This window comes from uncultured Clostridium sp. (assembly GCF_934754915.1).
GTDB lineage: Bacteria > Bacillota > Clostridia > Clostridiales > Clostridiaceae > Clostridium.
The window spans coordinates 1-19,740 of record NZ_CAKVKB010000063.1; the positions used below are offsets into that span (position 1 = coordinate 1).

Below are 19,740 nucleotides of genomic sequence, written 5' to 3' on the forward strand. Positions count from 1 at the left end.
AAGAAGCAAAAGTTATTGATAATGGCTTCTTTAAGAAATTTAAAGTGAAGCTTATGAATTTATAGATTAGGAAGTCATTATTTTAATATTCTTAGTTTGAAATTTGAAAGTATCTTTTTAAGATTGAATCAATATAAGAGAGTAACATCTAATAATATGAAAGAGGGGACACTATGAAGCAGATAAAGGGAATAATAATTTTTCTTATAAGTATATTTATAATTTCAGTATCATATCTGTATAAGAAATATAATATCCAATTCAATTTTCATGAAATAGGTGATTTCTGTACTATTTTTACAAGTATAATCCTTGATGCGCTTCCATTTATAATTATTGGATCATTAGTATCAGCATCTATACAGATATTTGTTTCTCAAGAATTTATAGAAAGGATTATTCCAGGCAATTCAGTAATTGGATATATATGTGCTGGACTTATAGGACTTATTTTTCCTGTATGTGAATGTGCAATAGTTCCGATAACAAGAAGACTAATAAAAAAAGGAGTTCCAACAGGTCTTGGAGTAACATTTATGATGTCAGTTCCAATTGTAAACCCTGTAGTAATAATGTCAACATATTATGCATTTTATGATACTCAGGAAATGGTGATTATAAGAACAGCTGGAGGATTTGTATGTGCAGTGATAATAGGGATTATTATGGATTATCTTTCTAAAGATGATGCAAATATAATTTCGGGAAGTGGTGATTTTGAAACTATGTGTGATTGTGGATGTTTGGATATTACAATTGGAAAAAATAAAGTAAAAAGTCTTATAGAACATACAAATAGAGAAATTTTAAATATAATGCCATATTTAATTTTTGGCGCATTTTTATCAAGTGCATTTCAAGTTGTAGCATCTCATAGAGGATTTGAATTTATAAGTGAAAATAAAGTTCTTGTAATAATATTTATGATGTTTTTAGGATTTGCTCTTTCATTGTGTTCAGAAGCAGATGCTTTTGTTGGAAAAACATTCTATTCAACATATTCATTCAGTTCTATAGCTGCATTTCTTTTAATAGGGCCTATGCTTGACATGAAAAATTTGATTATGCTTTCAGGAGGATTTCGAAAGGAATTTATTTCAAAGCTTGCATTTGTGACATTTGGAATAGTATTTATAGTGTCATGTATATTTATGGTATCTGGTTTATAGACTTATGTAGAGTAGGTTTAAAAGAATTTTGAAGGGAAGAGCTATAATTGAGAAAATTTAATTTTGATGAATTTATGTGGTTCATCATACTTGTTTTCAGTATATTGGGATTAATATATCTTGTTTATACTAATAAAATTGATTCCTATGTGGGACAGAAAATGGTTAAATATATATATTCAGCAATAATACTATTGTTTATAATAGCTGTGTTTCAGATAAAAAATATATTTACACCTAAGAACAGTCTAAAATTAAAGAAAAAATATATACCAATAATATTGGCACTTATAATAGGCTGCATATCAGTGAAGGTTCAAGATACATTCAGACATAGGCAGCTTAATAATGTACTTATTAATGAATATAGTGAAAAAAGAAATAAAAATTCAGAAATTTATAATAAATATCAAAGTTCAATAGTAATAGATGATAATAATTTAAAGATACTTGAAGAAATACAAAAATTTCCGGAAGATTTCGTTGGGAAACACATAGAAATGAGTGGCTTTGTATGCAGAGAAAGTTATCTGAAAAATAATCAGTTTATTGTTGGAAGAATCATAATGACATGCTGTGCAGCTGATTCTAAGATAGTTGGAATACTTGCAGAGGATGATGAAATCATTAATTTGGATGAAAATGAATGGGTTACAATAAGAGGTATTATTAATTATACAACGATTAATGATGATGAAGGTATAAGTCATAATGTTCCAGTTGTCATTATAGAAAATATGTCTAAGAAAAGAAAGTGACAATAAATTCATTGGTATAATAAAAGATAATGTGTTTATGATAAAGCTAATAGATATAGATTTTATTCATAATAATTAAATCTGCTGAAAAGATAACAGCAGATTTAATTATTATTGTATTTATTTATATTTTTCATCAAATATAACGGTAATATCTTTTATGTTTTTTCCTGTAGTGTCATCTGGAAGGACAGTTATACTATAAGTGTCAAATTGGTTGTTCCATATAAAGTGAGATGGAGAAAGTGAATCTGCATCACCTGCTGTTATTCCTAAAACCTTTAGTGAGTTAGTTGCATCAGCAGGATATTCAAGAGTAGTCTTTGGTGTGATTTTTACTTGTCCACATACTCCATCATAATATGTTACATCAAAAATATAATCGTCTTTTTCATAAGTTGAATCATTTCCTTGTTGCTCAGTTGGATTACCGAGAACAGAAGCTATTGAGGCAGAATCTTTTTCTTTAAGTTCATCAACACTAACAATTTTAGAAATATCTGCTGTAGGTGAATCAAGAATTGCAGAAGATTGTGCTTTTTCTGAATTTTCACCTTGTGTAGAAGAATTTTCTGTATTTTCTACTGAACCAGATGGGACATTTTCATTAGAAGCATGTCCACAAGATATTAATGTAGCGCTTATGAAAGAAGCGCATATTAAACACAATAATTTTTTTTTCATAAAGCATTCCTCCAGTAATAATTTGTATGTTTCAGCAGATTTCACAATTAATAATTAATAATTATTAATTTAAATAAGAAAAATTACAAGATAATCTTTATACATAATAAACATTGATTTAATAAATTTTTATCATATTTTATGCTTTACCTAATATTATATGTATTAAAAATCATTAATTATCAATTGAAAAATATATCTGTTACTGTTAAATTATATCACCAAAATATAAGATATAATTTTATTTAATGAAATTGTAATAAAATTTGCCAGCAGTAATTTATAATAAATAAATTTTAAATGGAAAATATATTAGTGTAATATAGCATTTAACATAATAATAATGAGAGAAGGAGAAGTAGAGTGAAATTTCCAACTGATTTTCCAAAACAACATCAAAATATACAGCCGGGTATGGAATTTGAAATGAATCCAGTGCCAATATATGATGGAATTGAATATAACAAAAAAGAGAAGAAACTAGAAGGCAAAAAGGCGTTAATAACAGGAGGAGATAGTGGAATTGGAAGAGCTGTTTCAATAGCATATGCATATGAAGGAGCAGATATAGCAATAGTATACAAAAATGAAGATAAGGATGCTAATCTTACAAAAGAAAAAATTGAAGAATATGGAGGAAAATGTATACTAATTCCTGGAGATATAACTGATAAAACATTCTGCAACTCAGCAATTGAAAAAACAATAAATGAATTTGGGAAAATAGATATTCTTGTAAATAATGCAGCAGTACAATATGAATGTACAGATATAAAGCAGCTTTCAGATGAACAATTTGATAAGACTTTTAAGACAAATGTTTATGGAACTTTTTATATTACAAAGGCAGCAATAAATTATCTGAAATTAGGAGCATGTATAATCAATACATCGTCTATAGTTGCATTTAAAGGTCATGATACTCTTATTGATTATTCCATGACAAAGGGAGCGATAGAAGTTTTTACAAGATCACTTGCTCTGGCTCTTGCAAAAGGAAAAACTGGAATAAGGGTAAATGCAGTAGCACCAGGACCTATATGGACTCCACTTATTCCATCTTCATTTGATGAAAATAAGGTTTCTTCATTTGGCATGGACACTCCTATGGGTAGAGCAGGACAGCCAGTTGAGTGTGCAGGAGCATATGTATTTTTGGCTAGTGAAAATGCATCATATATAACAGGACAGACTATTCATATTAATGGTGGAAACATATTAAATAGTTGAATGTTTTTAATATTAATTAATATATCTATTGTTATAAATAAATATTGGATATTTTTTATTTATAAATTATATATACATAATGAAGTCAGTTTAAATTTGAATGATAAAATATATGAAAATTAATTATATAATAATTAAGGAAGAGCTATAATTAAAAAAGAAATATAATAAAATTTAATTAAGAAAATATATATTTTGTAAAATTTTTATTTGTAAAAATTAAAAATTGTTGTATAATTAATACATAAAATTTAACTTGTGGCAAAGAAGTCATACAATATGGTTTCTTTGTCTTTTTTTATTGGAGGAATAATTATGAAGAGATTACGAAAAATTTTAGCAGTATTATTAAGTGTATCTATGATGGGTGTTTTTAGTGGCTGTGGAAAAAGTTCTGATAGCAGTTCATCAGGTGAAAAAGTGTTAAAAGTAGGAATGGAGTGTGCATATGCCCCATTTAATTGGACTCAGACAGATGATAGTAATGGAGCTGTTAAGATTGCAGGAAGTGAAGAATATGCAAATGGATATGATGTTATGATGGCAAAAAAGATAGCAGATAAGATTGGATATAAAGTTGAAATAAATAAAATGGAATGGGATGGATTATGTCCTGGTGTAAGTTCTGGAAAAATTGATGTATCTATAGCTGGACAAAGTATAACAGCAGAGCGTCTTCAAAGTGTTGATTTTTCAGATGTATATTATAAAGCTGATATAGTAGCACTTACAAGAAAAGGAACTGCTTATGAAAACGCAAAAAATGTAAATGATCTTAAAGGTGCAGTGTGTACATCTCAATTAAATACTGTATGGTATGATTTGTTGGACCAGATTCCAGAAGCTAATAAGCAGGCTGCAATAGATACAGTTCCAGCTATGATAGTAGCATTAAGTTCAGGAAAAGTTGATGTTATTGCAACAGATAAACCAACTGCAATGGCAGCTGCTCATTCAAATAAAGATTTAGTATTGTTAGATTTTAAAGATGGAAATGGATTTGATGCTTCAGATGAAGATGTAAATATGGGAATAGCAATAAAGAAAGGTAATACTGAACTAAAAGATAAAATTAATTCAGCACTTGCAGAAATAAGTGAAGAAGACAGGGAAAAAATGATGGATGATGCAATTAAATATCAGCCATTATCAGAATAAGCAAAGCATAAAAGTTTGGGGGAATAGTTATGACAGCAGACATGCCGAATGATTTCTTGGGCTGGGTAGTATTTCTTATACAGAAATATGGAACATTATTTATAAAAGGTGCAGCATACACTCTTATACTTGCACTTATAGGAACATTTATAGGATGTATTATTGGATTTTTAGTTGGTATTGTAAGAAAAATTGAAATACAGGAAGAAGATAATACCCTATATAAGTCAATTTTAAGAATAATAAAAGTTATTTTTACAGCTTATGTGGAATTTTTTAGAGGAACTCCAATGATTGTTCAAGCTATGGTTATATATTATGGAGCAATGGAGGCATTTAACATAGATATGTCACCATTTATTGCAGGTTTATTTGTTGTATCGATAAATACTGGAGCATATATGGCTGAAACAGTACGTGGAGGAATTGAATCTATAGATATAGGACAGACAGAGGGTGCAAAAGCTATAGGAATGACTTATTTTCAGACAATGATTTATATAATATTGCCTCAGACATTAAGAAATATAATGCCTCAGATAGGGAATAATCTGATAATAAATATAAAGGATACATCTGTATTAAATGTAATATCTGTATCAGAACTTTATTTTGCAGGAAAATCTGCATCAGGTGTGTATTATAAATATTTTGAAGTGTTTTTTATAATCTGTATCATTTATTTCATAATGAATCTTGCTGTGTCACGTATACTGCAATTTATTGAGAGAAAAATGGATGGGCCAGAAGATTATAAACTTTCAGAAAATGATTATATGTCAGGTGAAATATAAAAAAGACTTAAATATAGTAATTTTGCTAAGTTAGATATTTTTATAAATGATTTAAACTTTGGCAAAACAATACAGGAGGAATAGGAAATGGAGGCTCTAAAAAGTAAACATAATAAAAGTTTAAATGTACCTGTAATTAAAGTTTCGCATTTAAGAAAAAAATTTGGTGAACATGAAGTGTTAAAAGATATAGATTTTATTACCAATCATGGTGATGTAATATGTATAATAGGGTCATCTGGTTCAGGAAAATCGACACTTTTAAGATGTATAAATATGCTGGAAAAACCTACATCAGGAGAGATTTATTATAATAATATAAATATTATGAAAAAGGAAAATAAAGTTACAACATATAGATCTAAAGTGGGCATGGTATTTCAGTCATTTAATTTATTTAATAACATGACAGTACTTGAAAATTGCATGATTGGAGTGACAAAAGTATTAAAGAAAGACAAAAAATATGCAGAAGAAATATCATTAAAATATTTAAAAAAGGTAGGTATGGAGAAATATTTAAATGCAAAACCAAAGCAATTATCAGGTGGTCAGAAACAACGTGTAGCTATTGCAAGAGCACTTGCTATGGAGCCTGAAGTCTTGCTGTTTGATGAACCTACAAGTGCATTAGATCCTGAAATGGTAGGAGAAGTATTGAAGGTTATGAGAGAACTTGCAAGAGAAGGAATGACAATGATAATAGTCACACATGAAATGGCTTTTGCACGTGATGTTTCAACAAGAACTGTATTTATGGACAATGGAGTTATTGTTGAAAATGATATACCAGAAATAGTGTTCCAGAATCCAAAAAATGAAAGAACAAAAGAATTTTTGAAGCGCTTTATGGATAATTGATTTAAAAGACAATATGCAAAAGTGCAGGGTATTTTAGGAGGATGATAACTTATGGAACAGTTTAAAGAAAATAAAGTTAAGGTTGTAGTTAAAAAATCTAATTGTGATTTGTATAAAGAGGGAGATGAAATATATATAAATGGAGCAGTGATCGATAAAGAAAAATCAGCACAAATATGCCTTACTGCAGTAAATGCTTTCTACCCATTTATATATGCAGCACGGAAGAAAGTCACTAGTGAAATGATGGGGTTTGATGAACTTATTTTTAGATGTCCTGACTGTGCTGAAGGGGTAGAATTTAAAATAATATCATATGAAGAATAGAAAACACAAAGTATGTTCTAAAAAAGCATTAATTAATATGTTTATCAAAAAAATGATTCCCCAATAATCAGGGAATCATTTTTTTGATAAATCGTTATGTATATAAAATTTTTGAAATAACATAGACAAAAAATACAAAGGAACATCATATATTATATATATAATATCAATCAATTTATATTTCAAATAATATGCGAAAATATATTATATAATTAAAAACAAACTATAAAATTAACTTATTTACATAAAAAAAACAATATTATATAATAAATATAACTAGGGGTGCTGAAAAGCTGAGAAAGTAAATTTTACTTAACCCTTTGAACCTGATTTGGACAATACCAATGTAGGGAAGTGAGCTTTAAATATTTTATTTATTATTTTGTATTTAATTCAGCTGTCTTTCTTATTTTTAAAGACAGCTTTTTTGTGTTTTATGAAATTAATTTATAAATGAATATAAAAATAATAGTTATGTTTATTATTTTTAAATATTACATGAAAAGAGGAAAATAATTTATGAAACTTACTGAAATACTTTATAAAAGTGTAGAAGATATCTGGACTTCATATAATGAACATCCGTTTGTAAAAGGAATTGAAAATGGAAATCTTGATTTAAAAAAATTTAAATATTATATGATTCAAGATTATTTATATCTTTTAGATTATTCAAAAATATTTGCTTTAGGAGTTGTAAAAGCCCCAGATGAAGAAATTATGAGATTTTTTGCAGACCTTGTAAATTCAACTTTGAATTCTGAAATGGGAATTCATAAAAAATATATGGAAAGACTTAATATAACTACAGAAGATGTTAAAAACACAAAAATATCACTTGCAAATAAGTCATATACAAATTACATGTTATGGCAGTCAGAAAATGGTGACATATTAGATCTTATTGTTTCTGTTCTTTCATGTAGTTGGAGTTATAAAGTAATCGCTGATAAAATAAATGAAAATAATGTAAATGCCAAGGAAAATAATTTTTTTGGTGAATGGATAAATGGGTATATATCTGATGAGTACGCAGAATCAAATGACAGACTTCTCAAATTTGTTGATAGACTGGGACAAAATATTAGTAGTGAAAAAATTGAAAAGCTAAAAGAAATATTTGTAGATTGTTCGAAATATGAGTACATGTTCTGGGATATGGCTTATAATGAAGGGAAAACATCAATATAATTATTTATTCAAATTGATTTTAATCAGTTTCATTATAACGCAAATATTTGCTGTATATTTAAATTACAATCTTAAAATACATTAGGAGAATAACAATGTTGGAATTTAGAAATGTTGCATTTAAATATGATGAAGAACCAATGATAGAAGATTTATCTTTTAAAGTGAATAAAGGTGAATTTATTTCTATAATCGGCCCTTCTGGATGTGGTAAAAGTACTATATTCAGATTGATAAATGGTCTTGAAAAAATGCAGAAAGGTGAAATTCTTATTGATGGACAATCCATAAAAACTATGAAGAATTATAGTGCATTTATGCCTCAAAAAGATCTTCTTCTTCCATGGAGAACTATTGGTGAAAATCTATCAGTGCCTCTTGAAATAAATAAGATAAAAAAGAGTGAAAGAGAAATTAAAATAGACAATATGCTTAAAAAAATAGGACTTGAAACCTATAAAGACAAATTTCCTAAGGACTTATCAGGAGGAATGAAGCAGAGAATATCCTTTGCAAGAACTCTTCTTACTGAAAAAGAACTTCTTCTTCTCGATGAGCCTTTTAGTGCGCTTGATTCAATTACAAGAATTTCAATGCAGGAATGGCTTTTGGATATGTGGAAGGATTTAAATAAAACAATATTATTTATAACTCATGATGTTGAGGAAGCCATTTTCCTATCAAAATCTGTTTTTGTTGTATGCGACAGACCAATAACGCATTTAAAAGAAGTGGATGTTCCACTTGAATATCCAAGAAATAGGTCATTTTTATCACAACCTGAAATACTTTTTTTAAAAGAAGAACTTATAAAACAGCTCAGATCTGAAAATGTAGGGAATTAGAAATAAAATTAATATAAGAGGTGAAGTTTACTTATGAAAAAAAATCTGCCATCAATTATCCTTATGGCATTTCTTATTATTTTATGGCAGGTGATTGCTATGATAATTGATGCACATTATATACTTCCATCACCAGTTCAGATTCTTGAAAAATTGTACGAACTGAGGAAACCACTATTTACAGTTCACCTCCCTGCAACAATGGGAGTTACAGTTTTAGGACTGGTTATTTCAATAATTCTTGGTATAAGTCTTGCAGTGTTTATGGATGTAAATGAAAAAGCGGCTAATGCTTTATATCCTATAATAATTGCTTCACAGACAATTCCAACAACAGCAATTGCACCATTATTTGTATTATGGTTTGGATACGGGATATGGAGCAAAGTTTTGGTGACAATATTAATAACTTTCTTTCCAATAACAATTACAGTTTATGATGGATTTAAATCTACAAAAAGAGAAATTGAAGAGCTTCTTGTCACATTCGGTGCATCCAAAATGGATATATTCTTAAAATTGAAAATTCCAAGTGCAATGCCATATTTCTTTTCATCAATAAAAATGGCAATCCCTCTAAGTATAATTGGTGCTGCAATTGCAGAATGGCTGGGAGCGCAGAGTGGTCTTGGATACTTCAGTAAAAGAATGATGACTCAGCTTGATGGAGCAGGAGTATTTGCACCTATAGTTTTATTATCTGCAGTTGCAATGATTTCAGTATATCTGATAACTCTTGCAGAAAAACATTTTATAAAATGGAGAAATGAAATATAGATGAATTAGAAAATATGTTGTAATCAATGAAACTATACTTTCATTGTAAATAATATGTTAAAAATATGACTACTTTATATAAGAAAGGATATTTAAAAAATGAAGAAAAAAATTTTATCACTTTTAATGTCAGGAATAATAGTGCTTGGAATACTTGGATGCCAAAATACATCTGACAGCAATAAAAATGAAGGAAAACTTGAAGAAGTAAATGTTGTTCTTGACTGGTATCCTAATGCAGTACATACTTTTATTTACGATGCAATTGAAAAGGGCTATTATGAAGATGAAGGACTTAAGGTAAATATTCAGTTCCCTTCAAATACAAATGATGCAATTTCGATGACCGCAGCAGGAAAAGCTGATCTTGGAATTTACTATCTTCAGGATGTTGCAATGTCAAGAGGAAATGAAAATATACCTGTAAAAGCAGTTGGAACAATCGTTCAATCGCCATTAAGCATTATCTTATCTCTTAAAGATAAGAATATAACAAGTCCTAAAGATTTAGTAGGAAAGAAAATAGGATATGGTGGAACTGCACTTTCAGAAGGAATAATTTCAACAATGCTTGAAAATGCAGGTGAAAAACCTGATAGTGCAGAGGTTATTGATGTAGGCTTTGATTTGATGAGTTCAATGACTACTGGTAAGGTTGATGCTACTATTGGATGTCTTGTGAATCATGAAGTCCCTCAAATGGAGGAAGAAGGATTTCAATTGAATTATTTCTTTCCAAATGATTACGGAGTTCCTAATTATTATGAACTTGTATTTGTTACTGGAGAAAATACGTTAAATAAGGATAAAGAAAAAATTTCTAAGTTTTTAAGAGCATCTAAAAAGGGATTTGAAGATATGAAAAATAGTCCTGATGAATCACTAAAAATTCTTTTAAACAATCAAAATGAAGAAAACTTTCCTTTAAGTGAAAGTGTTGAAAAGAAAAGTATGGAAGTTCTTCTTCCAGTTATGGAAACTAAGGATGCAGAATTTCTTCATCAAGATACAAAAGTATGGCAGGATAATATTGACTGGCTTGTTAGCAAAGGTCTTCTTAAGGAATCATTTGATGCTTCAGAGGTAGTTGAAAATTTAGACTATTAGAAATAAAAAATACAGCTTAAATAACAGCTGTATTTTTTTATTTTCCGTTAAACAGAATTTGTTTAAATTTTATAGGAAATATGATAAGATTTTATTAGATAATAATTATTATTAATTAAGCAATAAACAAAGGAGATAAAGTATGTTAAGTATAGGGTGTCATTTATCAACAACTAAAGGTTTTTATAATATGGGAAAAGAAGCATTATCAATAGGTGCAAATACATTTCAATTTTTTACTCGAAACCCAAGAGGCGGAAAAGCTAAGGATATTGATGAAGATGATGTAAAAAAACTTCTTGAATTAATGGAGGAAAATAACTTTTCGAAAATTCTTGCCCATGCTCCATACACATTAAATGCATGTTCAAAAGACGAAAGTACAAGAAGTTTTGCACTGGAAATGATGAAGGATGATTTGAGGAGAATGGAATTTCTTCCTGATAATCTATACAATTTTCATCCAGGCAGCCATGTTAAGCAAGGGATTGAAAGAGGAATAGAGTATATTTCTGAACTTTTAAATAAAGTATTAACAAAAGAACAGACAACAAAAGTACTTCTTGAAACAATGGCGGGAAAAGGAACTGAAATTGGACGAAATTTTGAAGAAATAGCACAAATAATAAATAGAGTAGAGTTAAAAGAACATGTTGGAGTATGTCTTGATACATGTCATGTGTATGATGCAGGATATGATATTGTAAATAATCTTGATAATGTATTAGATGAATTTGATAAAATAATTGGTCTTAATAGATTACATGCAATTCATCTAAATGATAGTAAAAATCCATTTAACAGCCATAAAGATAGACATGAGAAAATTGGAAAAGGAACTATTGGTTTTGAAGCTATAGAAAAGATAATAAATCATCCTAAACTACAGGGTATTCCATTTTTCCTAGAAACACCAAATGAACTGGAAGGATATGCTAAAGAGATAGAATTGTTAAAAAAAATGTATAAAGCCGATTAGTTTTTATAGTATTAATCATGGTCACATTAAAATTATACTATGTAGAGGTTTAAATATTATGTAAAACTATGGTATAATATGATTAAAGGGTAGTTTTTATTTTTAGTATCAAGGGTTATTTTTTACAAATTATCTTGATATAAATGTTTTATATATTGGGGGTATCGCTATATGAATTATGAGATAAGAAGAAGCACTAAAAAAGATATGAATGAAGCAATAAATGAGATTTCGCAAGAAATAAATTCACCCAAATTAATCATATTTTTCTGTCAGTATGAATGCTTTGAAGAGTGTTCTAAAAAATTAAAAGCTAATTTTAATAACAGTGTAATTATAGGAAGTACAACATTTGCTGCATTTTGTAAAGAAGGAGCATACAAAGACAATATAATAGCCCTTTTTATTACTGATGGAATTGAATGTTATGGAGATATAATAGAAAATGCGGATAAATATCCATTAAAATCAATATCAAGGATAGAAAAGTGTGTCTCTAAGCTTAGAGACACAGATAATGCCATTTGCTTTGAAGTTTCTAATGCATTCATAAGCTGTGAAGAATTAGTACTATCTGTTTTAAATTCAGTACTGAAAGATAAAAATATACCTTTGTTTGGAGGAACAGCTGGTAATAGTGCTAAAGATGATAAAAATCTTATTGCATTTAATGGAAAGGTTTACCTAAATGCAAGTGCATTTGTAATCATAAAAAATCTTACTGGAAGAATAAAAATATATAAGGAAAACATATATAAACCAACAAATTTTCATTTTACAGCTACAAAAGTAGATGTAGAATCAAGAACAGTTTATGAGTATGATGACAAACCAGCAGCTGAAGTTATGGCTCATATATTAAATACAGATATAAATAAACTTCCTAATTACTTTGATAATTATCCTGTAGGTCGAATTATTGATAAAGATATATTTATAACAGCAAATAATCAGATTTCTAATAAAAATGGAATTTCATATCATGCTAGAATATATAAAAATTCTTCAATGGTTTTATTAGAGCTTGATGATTATAAGGCAATTAATGACATTACAGTAAATAAGATAAAAAATGATGACATAAAGCCTTCTTTAGCAATAATGATAAATTGTTTGGCTAGGTCTATATTGTTTGAACAAAATAATTATTTAACTGAATTTGCTAAAAAGATTGGAAATGCAGTTGACAATTACATTGGGTTTTCAGGATATGGGGAACAGTATAATCAGTATCATTTTAATCAAACAATGGTTATAGCAGTATTTGAATAAATTTGGAAGGAAGAGAATTGTTATGAGTTGGTTTAGAAAAAAAGAAAATTATAAAGAGAATGAGAATGTTAGTATAAAAGATGATTATAAAATGAATAATTCAAAAGTTTCTGAAGACTTAGGAAATTCTGATGTATATGCTGTAAATTATGCAATAAAATATCTAGAAAAACAAATAGAAAAATTTATGGTGCAAGAAAATATGGTAAAAAAACATGTGGATAATATCAATGATACTTATTCAAAGTTTGGAAACATAAAAAATATGATGGAAAATCTTCAGATGAATTTTAGTGAATTCAGCAAAAATGCTAATAAAGCAACAGGATTGATTAACAATTCTAAGTCTGCAGTAAATAATGCAGATTTAGATATGGAAAATCTTTCTGAAAGAATAAATAATACATGTGTTGAACTTGATGAAATTGAAAAAATATTTAATTTCCTAAAGGAAGACTTTAATAATATAAAAAGCATATCAGGAAATATAAATGAAATAGCAGAAAGTACAAATCTTCTCGCATTAAATGCATCAATTGAAGCTGCTAGAGCAGGAGAAGCTGGAAAAGGATTTGCTATAGTTGCAGAGGAAATAAGAAAATTATCATCTTCAACAACAAGTTTTGTAAGTGAAATCGAAAAAAGTATAGAAACTCTATATAAAAGAATAGATAATTTAAGTAGAGAAATAGATCATTCCAAAAGTGATATAGTAGACAATTATAAATATTCACAATCAGTTAAAGATAAATATGATTTGGTTATAGAAACTAATGATGAAATTGAAATGTTTATAAAAAATATAATTGAGGCAACGAATATAACAAATTCAGAAATAAATGGAACAACTGAAGGTGTTTTATCTGTAAATAATCTTGTTTCTGATTTTGGGAAAAATTTGGATTCTTTAAATACAGAAATGAGCAATAAGTTTATTATTATTTCTGATATGATAAATTTTTTACAACAAATTAAAAATATTATGAATGAAAAATAATTTAATAATATTTCTTAAGGGCTCTGTTGCTAAGAATTTTCCTAGCAACAGGGCTTTAATGCTTTAGTAATTAAATAAACAATTTGTTATTAAAATAATAGAATTATGTGATATAATCTAAAAAGCAAAAGCAAGGAAGGAGACGTAAAACAAATGTTGAGCAAATTTTACTTATATGAAGGAAAAAATAAGAAAGCAGAACAGGGAAGACCTTGGATTTATAGACATGAAATAAATGAATATGATGGAGATTATGAAAATGGTGATATTGTAGAAGTTTATAATCATAAAGGATATTTTATTGGAAAAGGATATATAAATGATGCCAGCAAGATTGCAATTAGAATAATGACTCATAATATGAATGAAGATATTGATGAAGAATTCTTCAAAAAGAGATTTAAAGATGCATGGGAGTATAGGAAAACACTTATTGATACCTCTTCATGCAGATTTATTTTTGGAGAAGCGGATTTTCTTCCAGGACTTACAGTAGACAAATTCAGTGATTATTATGTTATTCAGATTTCAACTTTAGGAATGGAAAAATATAAGGATATAGTTGTAAAGATACTTGTTGAAGAATATGGTGCTAAGGGAGTTTATGAAAGAAGCGATATAAAAACAAGAGAAATCGAGGGGTTAGAACAAACTAAAGGATTTCTTACAGAACCTTTTGATACCAATGTTGAAATAATTGAAAATGGAGTAAAATACATAGTTGATATTGAAAACGGACAAAAAACAGGATTCTTTTTAGATCAGAAAGAAAACAGGGCAGCAATACATAGAATATGTAAAGATAAAGAAGTGCTTGATTGCTTTACTCATACTGGATCATTTGCACTTAATGCTGGAATTGCTGGAGCAAAATCTGTTCTTGGAATTGATGTATCACAACATGCAATTGACTGTGCAAGAAAAAATGCTGAAATTAATAATTTACAGGATGTTGTAAAATTTGAATGCCGTAATGCTTTTGATGTTTTAGGAGAATGGTCAAGAGAAGGAAGAGAATTTGATGTGGTAATATTAGATCCTCCAGCTTTTACCAAATCAAAAAACACTATAAAACAAGCAATAAGAGGATATAAAGAAATTAATCTTAGAGGAATTAAAATGGTTAAAAGAGGTGGATTTTTTGCAACATGCTCATGTTCACATTATATGAGTGAAGAACAGCTTAAGAAAACAGTTAATGAAGCTGCTCATGATGCAAGAAGAACTTTGAGGCAGATTGAAGTAAGAACTCAGAGCTGTGATCACCCGATTTTGTGGAATTCTGATGAATCATATTATTTGAAATTCTTTATTTTTCAGGTTGTGGATAAATATTAGGGGCTGGAAAGTGATGTGATTGTTGGATTTGCCGAGGATAATGTTTTTAAAAGGTGCAGATAGAGTTTCTCTAAACTGAATCATATAAAGCGTTATTTGCGAAGCCACTTTGTCATTGATTTAAAAGAAGGCTTGTTATATGCTATAATGAAGAAAAATTTGAGGAGGCACTTATGAAGATATTACTGTTTTGCAACAAAGGCTTTGAGACAATGGAATTTGCTCCATTTGTGGATGTATTTGGATGGGCAAGAAATGATTTTAAATATGATATTGATATTGTTACATGCGGATTTTCTAAGACTGTTATATCAACTTTTGGTATTCCTATTACTGTTGATATAACAATTAATGAAGTCAATATTGATGAATATGATGCACTGGCAATTCCAGGAGGTTTTGAAGAGTTCGGATTTTATGAAGAAGCCTATAATAAGCAATTTCTGGATATGATTGTCGAATTTGATAAACAAGGAAAATATATTGCAAGTATCTGTGTAGGAGCATTACCTATCGGGAAAAGCGGTGTTCTTTCGGGGAGAAGTGCAACGACCTATCATTTGAACGGAGGGACCAGACAGAAGCAGTTGGCGGCATTTGGAGTAAATGTGATTCAAGACCAGCGAATTGTGGTTGATCGTAATATTATCACAAGCTTTTGTCCTGAAACAGCTGCGGATGTGGCATTTCAGCTACTTACATGTCTTGTTGGAAAAGAAAAGGCGGATATTGTTTTAAAGGCAATGGGATATTAGAAAGTTCTGAATATAACACTTGAAGTTCTATATATTCCAGGTCATATAAAGAGTCTTAATATTTTAAAGTTTAAGCCCAGTAATATAAATTTTGTATTACTGGGTATTTATTTTTGGCAATTTATCCATAATAAATATTGAGAAAAACATATTTGATGAGGATAATTATTATAACTATAAGACAAATAGAGAGGAAGTATTTATGTTAAATAAACATATAGCACAAAAAATAATAGATACAATTTCTAATGTAATACCCTATGATATAAATATTATGGATAAGGAAGGTATAATAATTGGAAGCAGCAATAAAGAGCGTGTAGGAACTATTCACTATGGTGCAGCAGAAGCAATTTCAAAAAAAATTGAAGTTGAAATATATAAAGAAGATGAATTTGTAAAACCAGGATTAAATATTCCTATATTATTTAAAGATGAAGTGGAAGGAATAATAGGAATAACAGGAGATCCTGAAAAAGTTTCTCTATTTGGAAAAATAATAAAAATAACAGCAGAACTTCTTCTTTCCGAACAATATTCTCTAAAATTATTCCTAAAAAAAGAGATGCTTAGAGAAGAATTTCTTTATGAGTGGATTTATTTAAAAGGAAATTATAGTAATGAATTCATTTTAAAAGGACAGTCTGTTGATATTGATATTTTGCAGCCTAAAAGAGTTGTGCTAATTTATCATGATGATATTTGTAACAGTTTGGTTTTAAAAAAAATCAGAAAGCATATATCAACAGATGAGTATTATTTAAAACTATCTGATAAAGAGATTATATTGATTTTAAAAGATGATCCAAGTTTAATAAAAAATTTAATATATAAAAAATTAATATATGGAGGGAATTATATGGATATACAAGTAAGTGCATTAGGAGCTATATTAGCATTAGCTATAGCAATTTTTTTAATTGTAAAAAAGATACAACCAGCTTATGCATTAATAATAGGAGCTTTAATTGGAGGACTTATAGGAGGAGCAAATCTTACAGATACAGTTACTCTTATGATGAATGGAGCTAAGGGAATGATGACTGCTATTCTTAGAATTTTAACAGCAGGAGTTTTAGCTGGAGTACTTATTCAATCAGGTGCAGCAACTAAAATTGCAGAGACAATAATTTCGAAACTTGGAGAAAACAGAGCACTTGTTGCTTTAACTATTTCAACATTAGTATTAACAGCAGTCGGAGTATTTATAGATGTTGCAGTAATAACAGTTGCTCCAATTTCGCTTGAAATAGCAAGAAAATCAAATATTACTAAAACTGCAATATTATTTGCTATGATAGGAGGAGGAAAAGCTGGAAACATAATTTCACCAAATCCAAATACAATAGCAGTATCGGAAAATTTAAATGTATCATTAACAAGTGTCATGATAGCAGGAATAATACCAGCAATTGCAGGTGTGATAATTACATGTATAATTGCAAATAAATTAGTTAAAAAAGGAACATATGTAGAAGCAGATGAAGTAATTGAAAATACTGAAAGTATGCCAAGTTTCTTTTCTGCTATAGTTGGTCCATTAGTAGCAATTGGACTTCTTATGTTAAGACCAATTGCAAAAATAAGTATAGATCCATTAATAGCTTTACCGGTAGGAGGTATTGTTGGAGTACTATGTATGGGAAAAATTAAGAAACTGAATGAATATGCGACTTTTGGATTAAGTAAGATGACTGGAGTGGCAATACTTTTAATTGGAACAGGAACAATAGCTGGAATAATATCTAATTCAGCATTAAAAGATGTTATAATATCAGGTATAAATACATTAGGATTACCAAGTTTTGCATTAGCACCAATTTCGGGTATATTAATGGCTGGAGCAACAGCCTCTACAACTTCAGGTGCAGCAGTAGCAAGTTCAGTATTTGGAAGTACAATAACAAGTCTTGGAGTATCATCACTTGCAACAGCAGCAATGATACATGCAGGGTGCACAGTTATTGATTCACTACCTCATGGAAGTTTCTTTCATTCTACCGGGGGAAGTATTAATATTAATATGAATGAAAGATTGAAACTTATACCTTTTGAAGCTATGGTTGGTTTATCTATAACAATAATATCAACAATAATATTTGGATTTATATTATAAAAAAGACAAAATAGAAACTCATAATACTTACCATAAGATCAAATTTTATGATGAGTATTATGCTTAAAATTAATAAAAGTGATGGAGTGGTCATTGATGAAATTTGTATTAGCAACTGATTCTTTTAAAGAAAGCATGACATCAATTGAAGCATGTAATGTTATGGAAAAAGCAATAAAGAAAATAAAAAATAACGCCGAAGTAATTAAAGTTCCAATGGCGGATGGAGGAGAAGGAACTGTAGAGGCTTTAGTAAATTCTACATCTGGAACATTTGTTGAAACTGAAGTTTTAAATCCATTAGGAAAAAAAATTAAAGCTTTCTATGGAATATTAGGAGATAAAAAAACTGCAGTAATTGAAATGGCAAAAGCAAGTGGTATAGAACTTATAAAAAGAGAAGAAAGAAATCCTTTGATAACAACTACATATGGAACTGGAGAACTCATAAAACATGCAATTGATAATGGTATAAAGCACATAGTAATTGGAATAGGAGGAAGTGCTACTAATGATGGTGGATGTGGTATGCTTCAGGCATTAGGAGTAAAGCTTTTAGATAAAAATAATAATGAAATTCCTTTTGGAGGAGGAGAATTAAATAAAATAGAAAAAATTGATGTTTCACATATTTATGAAGGTATCAAAGATGTGAGTTTTGAAGTTGCATGTGATGTTACAAATCCATTTGTAGGACCTGATGGAGCTTCATATATATTTGGACCACAAAAAGGTGCAGATTCAGAAATGGTGGAATTTCTTGATAAAAATCTAAGACATTTTGCAGAAAAAATAAAAGAGACATTAAATGTTGAGATTGCGGATGTGCCTGGTGCAGGTGCAGCTGGAGGCCTTGGAGGAGCACTTCTTGCTTTTTTAAATGCAAATCTAAAAAGTGGTATAGAACTTGTAATAAAATATACTAATCTGGAAGAAAAAATTCAGGGTGCTGATTATGTATTTACTGGAGAAGGTTCAATTGATGGTCAGACTATTTTTGGAAAAACTCCTGTTGGAGTATCTAAGACAGCAAAAAAACATGGAGTACCTGTAATTGCTTTTGGAGGAAAGGTTTCTGATGATGCTGATAATTTATTCGATGAAGGCATAATTGCATTGTTCAGCATAATGAGAGGTGTTGAATCATTAGATAATGCTTTAAAAAATGGAGCTCATAATTTGGAGAAAACTGTTGAAAATGTTATGAGAGTTTTAAAATAATGAATGAAATCTCGATGCAAAAATTGCTTGTATTGAGATTTTTTTGTATTCTGATGGGGCTGCAGCATTAAGAAATTCAAACGCTTTATATAGCATATTAAATAAGTCTTTTAATACTATATATTGTATAACTTGATCTTTGTGTAACAGCCTCTTTATTG

19 protein-coding genes, 1 pseudogene and 1 riboswitch are annotated in these 19,740 nt (G+C 28.8%); of the genes and pseudogenes, 19 read left to right on the top strand and 1 reads right to left on the bottom strand.

All coding sequences use genetic code 11. The annotated features are described in order from the left end of the window. Positions 1-173 precede the first annotated feature (173 nt). Both Q0F58_RS10710 and Q0F58_RS10715 read left to right on the top strand, forming a co-directional pair. Positions 174-1,169: a permease gene (locus Q0F58_RS10710; protein ID WP_294376178.1), complete on the top strand. Its 996-nt coding sequence runs from the start codon at positions 174-176 to the stop codon at positions 1,167-1,169. Between the two features lie 47 nt (positions 1,170-1,216). Beyond that, positions 1,217-1,927 carry a TIGR03943 family putative permease subunit gene (locus Q0F58_RS10715; RefSeq protein WP_294376179.1) on the top strand — a complete coding sequence of 237 codons (711 nt, stop codon included), beginning with the start codon at positions 1,217-1,219 and terminating at the stop codon, positions 1,925-1,927. A 120-nt stretch (positions 1,928-2,047) separates the two neighbouring features. Here the strand turns inward: Q0F58_RS10715 and Q0F58_RS10720 are convergent, their stop codons facing one another. Beyond that, entirely contained in the window at positions 2,048-2,611 is a 564-nt protein-coding gene (locus tag Q0F58_RS10720; RefSeq protein ID WP_294376181.1) for a lipoprotein, read from the bottom strand. Between the two features lie 363 nt (positions 2,612-2,974). Between Q0F58_RS10720 and Q0F58_RS10725 the strand changes: the two genes are divergently transcribed. From Q0F58_RS10725 to Q0F58_RS10805, 17 genes and pseudogenes are all read left to right on the top strand, one after another. After that, positions 2,975-3,841, top strand: coding sequence for an SDR family oxidoreductase (locus tag Q0F58_RS10725; RefSeq protein ID WP_294376184.1), 867 nt, complete (start codon positions 2,975-2,977; stop codon positions 3,839-3,841). A gap of 315 nt (positions 3,842-4,156) precedes the next feature. After that, the gene (locus Q0F58_RS10730; RefSeq protein WP_294376186.1) at positions 4,157-4,999 is read left to right on the top strand and encodes a transporter substrate-binding domain-containing protein; all 843 of its coding nucleotides are present in this window, start codon (positions 4,157-4,159) and stop codon (positions 4,997-4,999) included. Positions 5,000-5,028: 29 nt separating this feature from the next. Then, positions 5,029-5,793, top strand: coding sequence for an amino acid ABC transporter permease (locus tag Q0F58_RS10735; RefSeq protein WP_294376187.1), 765 nt, complete (start codon positions 5,029-5,031; stop codon positions 5,791-5,793). A gap of 87 nt (positions 5,794-5,880) precedes the next feature. Next, entirely contained in the window at positions 5,881-6,654 is a 774-nt protein-coding gene (locus tag Q0F58_RS10740; RefSeq protein ID WP_294376193.1) for an amino acid ABC transporter ATP-binding protein, read from the top strand. 51 nt (positions 6,655-6,705) lie between these two features. Then, the gene (locus tag Q0F58_RS10745) at positions 6,706-6,981 is read left to right on the top strand and encodes a TIGR04076 family protein (protein WP_294376197.1); all 276 of its coding nucleotides are present in this window, start codon (positions 6,706-6,708) and stop codon (positions 6,979-6,981) included. A 268-nt stretch (positions 6,982-7,249) separates the two neighbouring features. After that, positions 7,250-7,351, top strand: a riboswitch (TPP riboswitch). Positions 7,352-7,500: 149 nt separating this feature from the next. Beyond that, positions 7,501-8,172: a thiaminase II gene (tenA, locus tag Q0F58_RS10750; RefSeq protein ID WP_294376200.1), complete on the top strand. Its 672-nt coding sequence runs from the start codon at positions 7,501-7,503 to the stop codon at positions 8,170-8,172. 95 nt (positions 8,173-8,267) lie between these two features. Next, positions 8,268-9,017, top strand: coding sequence for an ABC transporter ATP-binding protein (locus Q0F58_RS10755; RefSeq protein ID WP_294376201.1), 750 nt, complete (start codon positions 8,268-8,270; stop codon positions 9,015-9,017). A gap of 33 nt (positions 9,018-9,050) precedes the next feature. Beyond that, on the top strand, positions 9,051-9,794 hold the full coding sequence (locus Q0F58_RS10760) for an ABC transporter permease (protein ID WP_294376203.1): 744 nt from the start codon (positions 9,051-9,053) through the stop codon (positions 9,792-9,794). A 99-nt stretch (positions 9,795-9,893) separates the two neighbouring features. Beyond that, positions 9,894-10,901 carry an ABC transporter substrate-binding protein gene (locus Q0F58_RS10765; RefSeq protein WP_294376204.1) on the top strand — a complete coding sequence of 336 codons (1,008 nt, stop codon included), beginning with the start codon at positions 9,894-9,896 and terminating at the stop codon, positions 10,899-10,901. A gap of 142 nt (positions 10,902-11,043) precedes the next feature. Then, positions 11,044-11,880, top strand: coding sequence for a deoxyribonuclease IV (locus tag Q0F58_RS10770; protein ID WP_294376207.1), 837 nt, complete (start codon positions 11,044-11,046; stop codon positions 11,878-11,880). Between the two features lie 171 nt (positions 11,881-12,051). Beyond that, the gene (locus Q0F58_RS10775; RefSeq protein ID WP_294376210.1) at positions 12,052-13,152 is read left to right on the top strand and encodes an FIST signal transduction protein; all 1,101 of its coding nucleotides are present in this window, start codon (positions 12,052-12,054) and stop codon (positions 13,150-13,152) included. Between the two features lie 22 nt (positions 13,153-13,174). Beyond that, positions 13,175-14,149 (top strand): methyl-accepting chemotaxis protein, encoded by a 975-nt coding sequence (locus Q0F58_RS10780; RefSeq protein WP_294376212.1) that lies wholly within the window; start codon positions 13,175-13,177, stop codon positions 14,147-14,149. Between the two features lie 153 nt (positions 14,150-14,302). After that, entirely contained in the window at positions 14,303-15,487 is a 1,185-nt protein-coding gene (locus tag Q0F58_RS10785; protein ID WP_294376213.1) for a class I SAM-dependent rRNA methyltransferase, read from the top strand. 173 nt (positions 15,488-15,660) lie between these two features. Beyond that, the gene (locus Q0F58_RS10790; RefSeq protein ID WP_294376216.1) at positions 15,661-16,242 is read left to right on the top strand and encodes a DJ-1/PfpI family protein; all 582 of its coding nucleotides are present in this window, start codon (positions 15,661-15,663) and stop codon (positions 16,240-16,242) included. Positions 16,243-16,444: 202 nt separating this feature from the next. Further along, a pseudogene (locus Q0F58_RS10795) lies at positions 16,445-16,825 on the top strand (sugar diacid recognition domain-containing protein); the annotation flags it as partial. 276 nt (positions 16,826-17,101) lie between these two features. Then, entirely contained in the window at positions 17,102-18,358 is a 1,257-nt protein-coding gene (locus Q0F58_RS10800) for a GntP family permease (protein ID WP_294376219.1), read from the top strand. Positions 18,359-18,454: 96 nt separating this feature from the next. After that, positions 18,455-19,579: a glycerate kinase gene (locus Q0F58_RS10805; RefSeq protein WP_294376218.1), complete on the top strand. Its 1,125-nt coding sequence runs from the start codon at positions 18,455-18,457 to the stop codon at positions 19,577-19,579. Positions 19,580-19,740: the final 161 nt, after the last annotated feature.

What these genes read in the sequence shown, in the direction of transcription:
- Q0F58_RS10720 (WP_294376181.1), bottom strand. Translation starts at nt 2,611, where the DNA reads ATGAAAAAAAAATTATTGTGTTTAATATGCGCTTCTTTCATAAGCGCT.
- Q0F58_RS10760 (WP_294376203.1), top strand. Translation starts at nt 9,051, where the DNA reads ATGAAAAAAAATCTGCCATCAATTATCCTTATGGCATTTCTTATTATT.
- Q0F58_RS10730 (WP_294376186.1), top strand. Translation starts at nt 4,157, where the DNA reads ATGAAGAGATTACGAAAAATTTTAGCAGTATTATTAAGTGTATCTATG.
- Q0F58_RS10780 (WP_294376212.1), top strand. Translation starts at nt 13,175, where the DNA reads ATGAGTTGGTTTAGAAAAAAAGAAAATTATAAAGAGAATGAGAATGTT.
- Q0F58_RS10785 (WP_294376213.1), top strand. Translation starts at nt 14,303, where the DNA reads ATGTTGAGCAAATTTTACTTATATGAAGGAAAAAATAAGAAAGCAGAA.
- Q0F58_RS10735 (WP_294376187.1), top strand. Translation starts at nt 5,029, where the DNA reads ATGACAGCAGACATGCCGAATGATTTCTTGGGCTGGGTAGTATTTCTT.
- Q0F58_RS10775 (WP_294376210.1), top strand. Translation starts at nt 12,052, where the DNA reads ATGAATTATGAGATAAGAAGAAGCACTAAAAAAGATATGAATGAAGCA.
- Q0F58_RS10770 (WP_294376207.1), top strand. Translation starts at nt 11,044, where the DNA reads ATGTTAAGTATAGGGTGTCATTTATCAACAACTAAAGGTTTTTATAAT.
- Q0F58_RS10740 (WP_294376193.1), top strand. Translation starts at nt 5,881, where the DNA reads ATGGAGGCTCTAAAAAGTAAACATAATAAAAGTTTAAATGTACCTGTA.
- tenA (WP_294376200.1), top strand. Translation starts at nt 7,501, where the DNA reads ATGAAACTTACTGAAATACTTTATAAAAGTGTAGAAGATATCTGGACT.
- Q0F58_RS10805 (WP_294376218.1), top strand. Translation starts at nt 18,455, where the DNA reads ATGAAATTTGTATTAGCAACTGATTCTTTTAAAGAAAGCATGACATCA.
- Q0F58_RS10710 (WP_294376178.1), top strand. Translation starts at nt 174, where the DNA reads ATGAAGCAGATAAAGGGAATAATAATTTTTCTTATAAGTATATTTATA.
- Q0F58_RS10790 (WP_294376216.1), top strand. Translation starts at nt 15,661, where the DNA reads ATGAAGATATTACTGTTTTGCAACAAAGGCTTTGAGACAATGGAATTT.
- Q0F58_RS10755 (WP_294376201.1), top strand. Translation starts at nt 8,268, where the DNA reads ATGTTGGAATTTAGAAATGTTGCATTTAAATATGATGAAGAACCAATG.
- Q0F58_RS10800 (WP_294376219.1), top strand. Translation starts at nt 17,102, where the DNA reads ATGGATATACAAGTAAGTGCATTAGGAGCTATATTAGCATTAGCTATA.
- Q0F58_RS10765 (WP_294376204.1), top strand. Translation starts at nt 9,894, where the DNA reads ATGAAGAAAAAAATTTTATCACTTTTAATGTCAGGAATAATAGTGCTT.
- Q0F58_RS10745 (WP_294376197.1), top strand. Translation starts at nt 6,706, where the DNA reads ATGGAACAGTTTAAAGAAAATAAAGTTAAGGTTGTAGTTAAAAAATCT.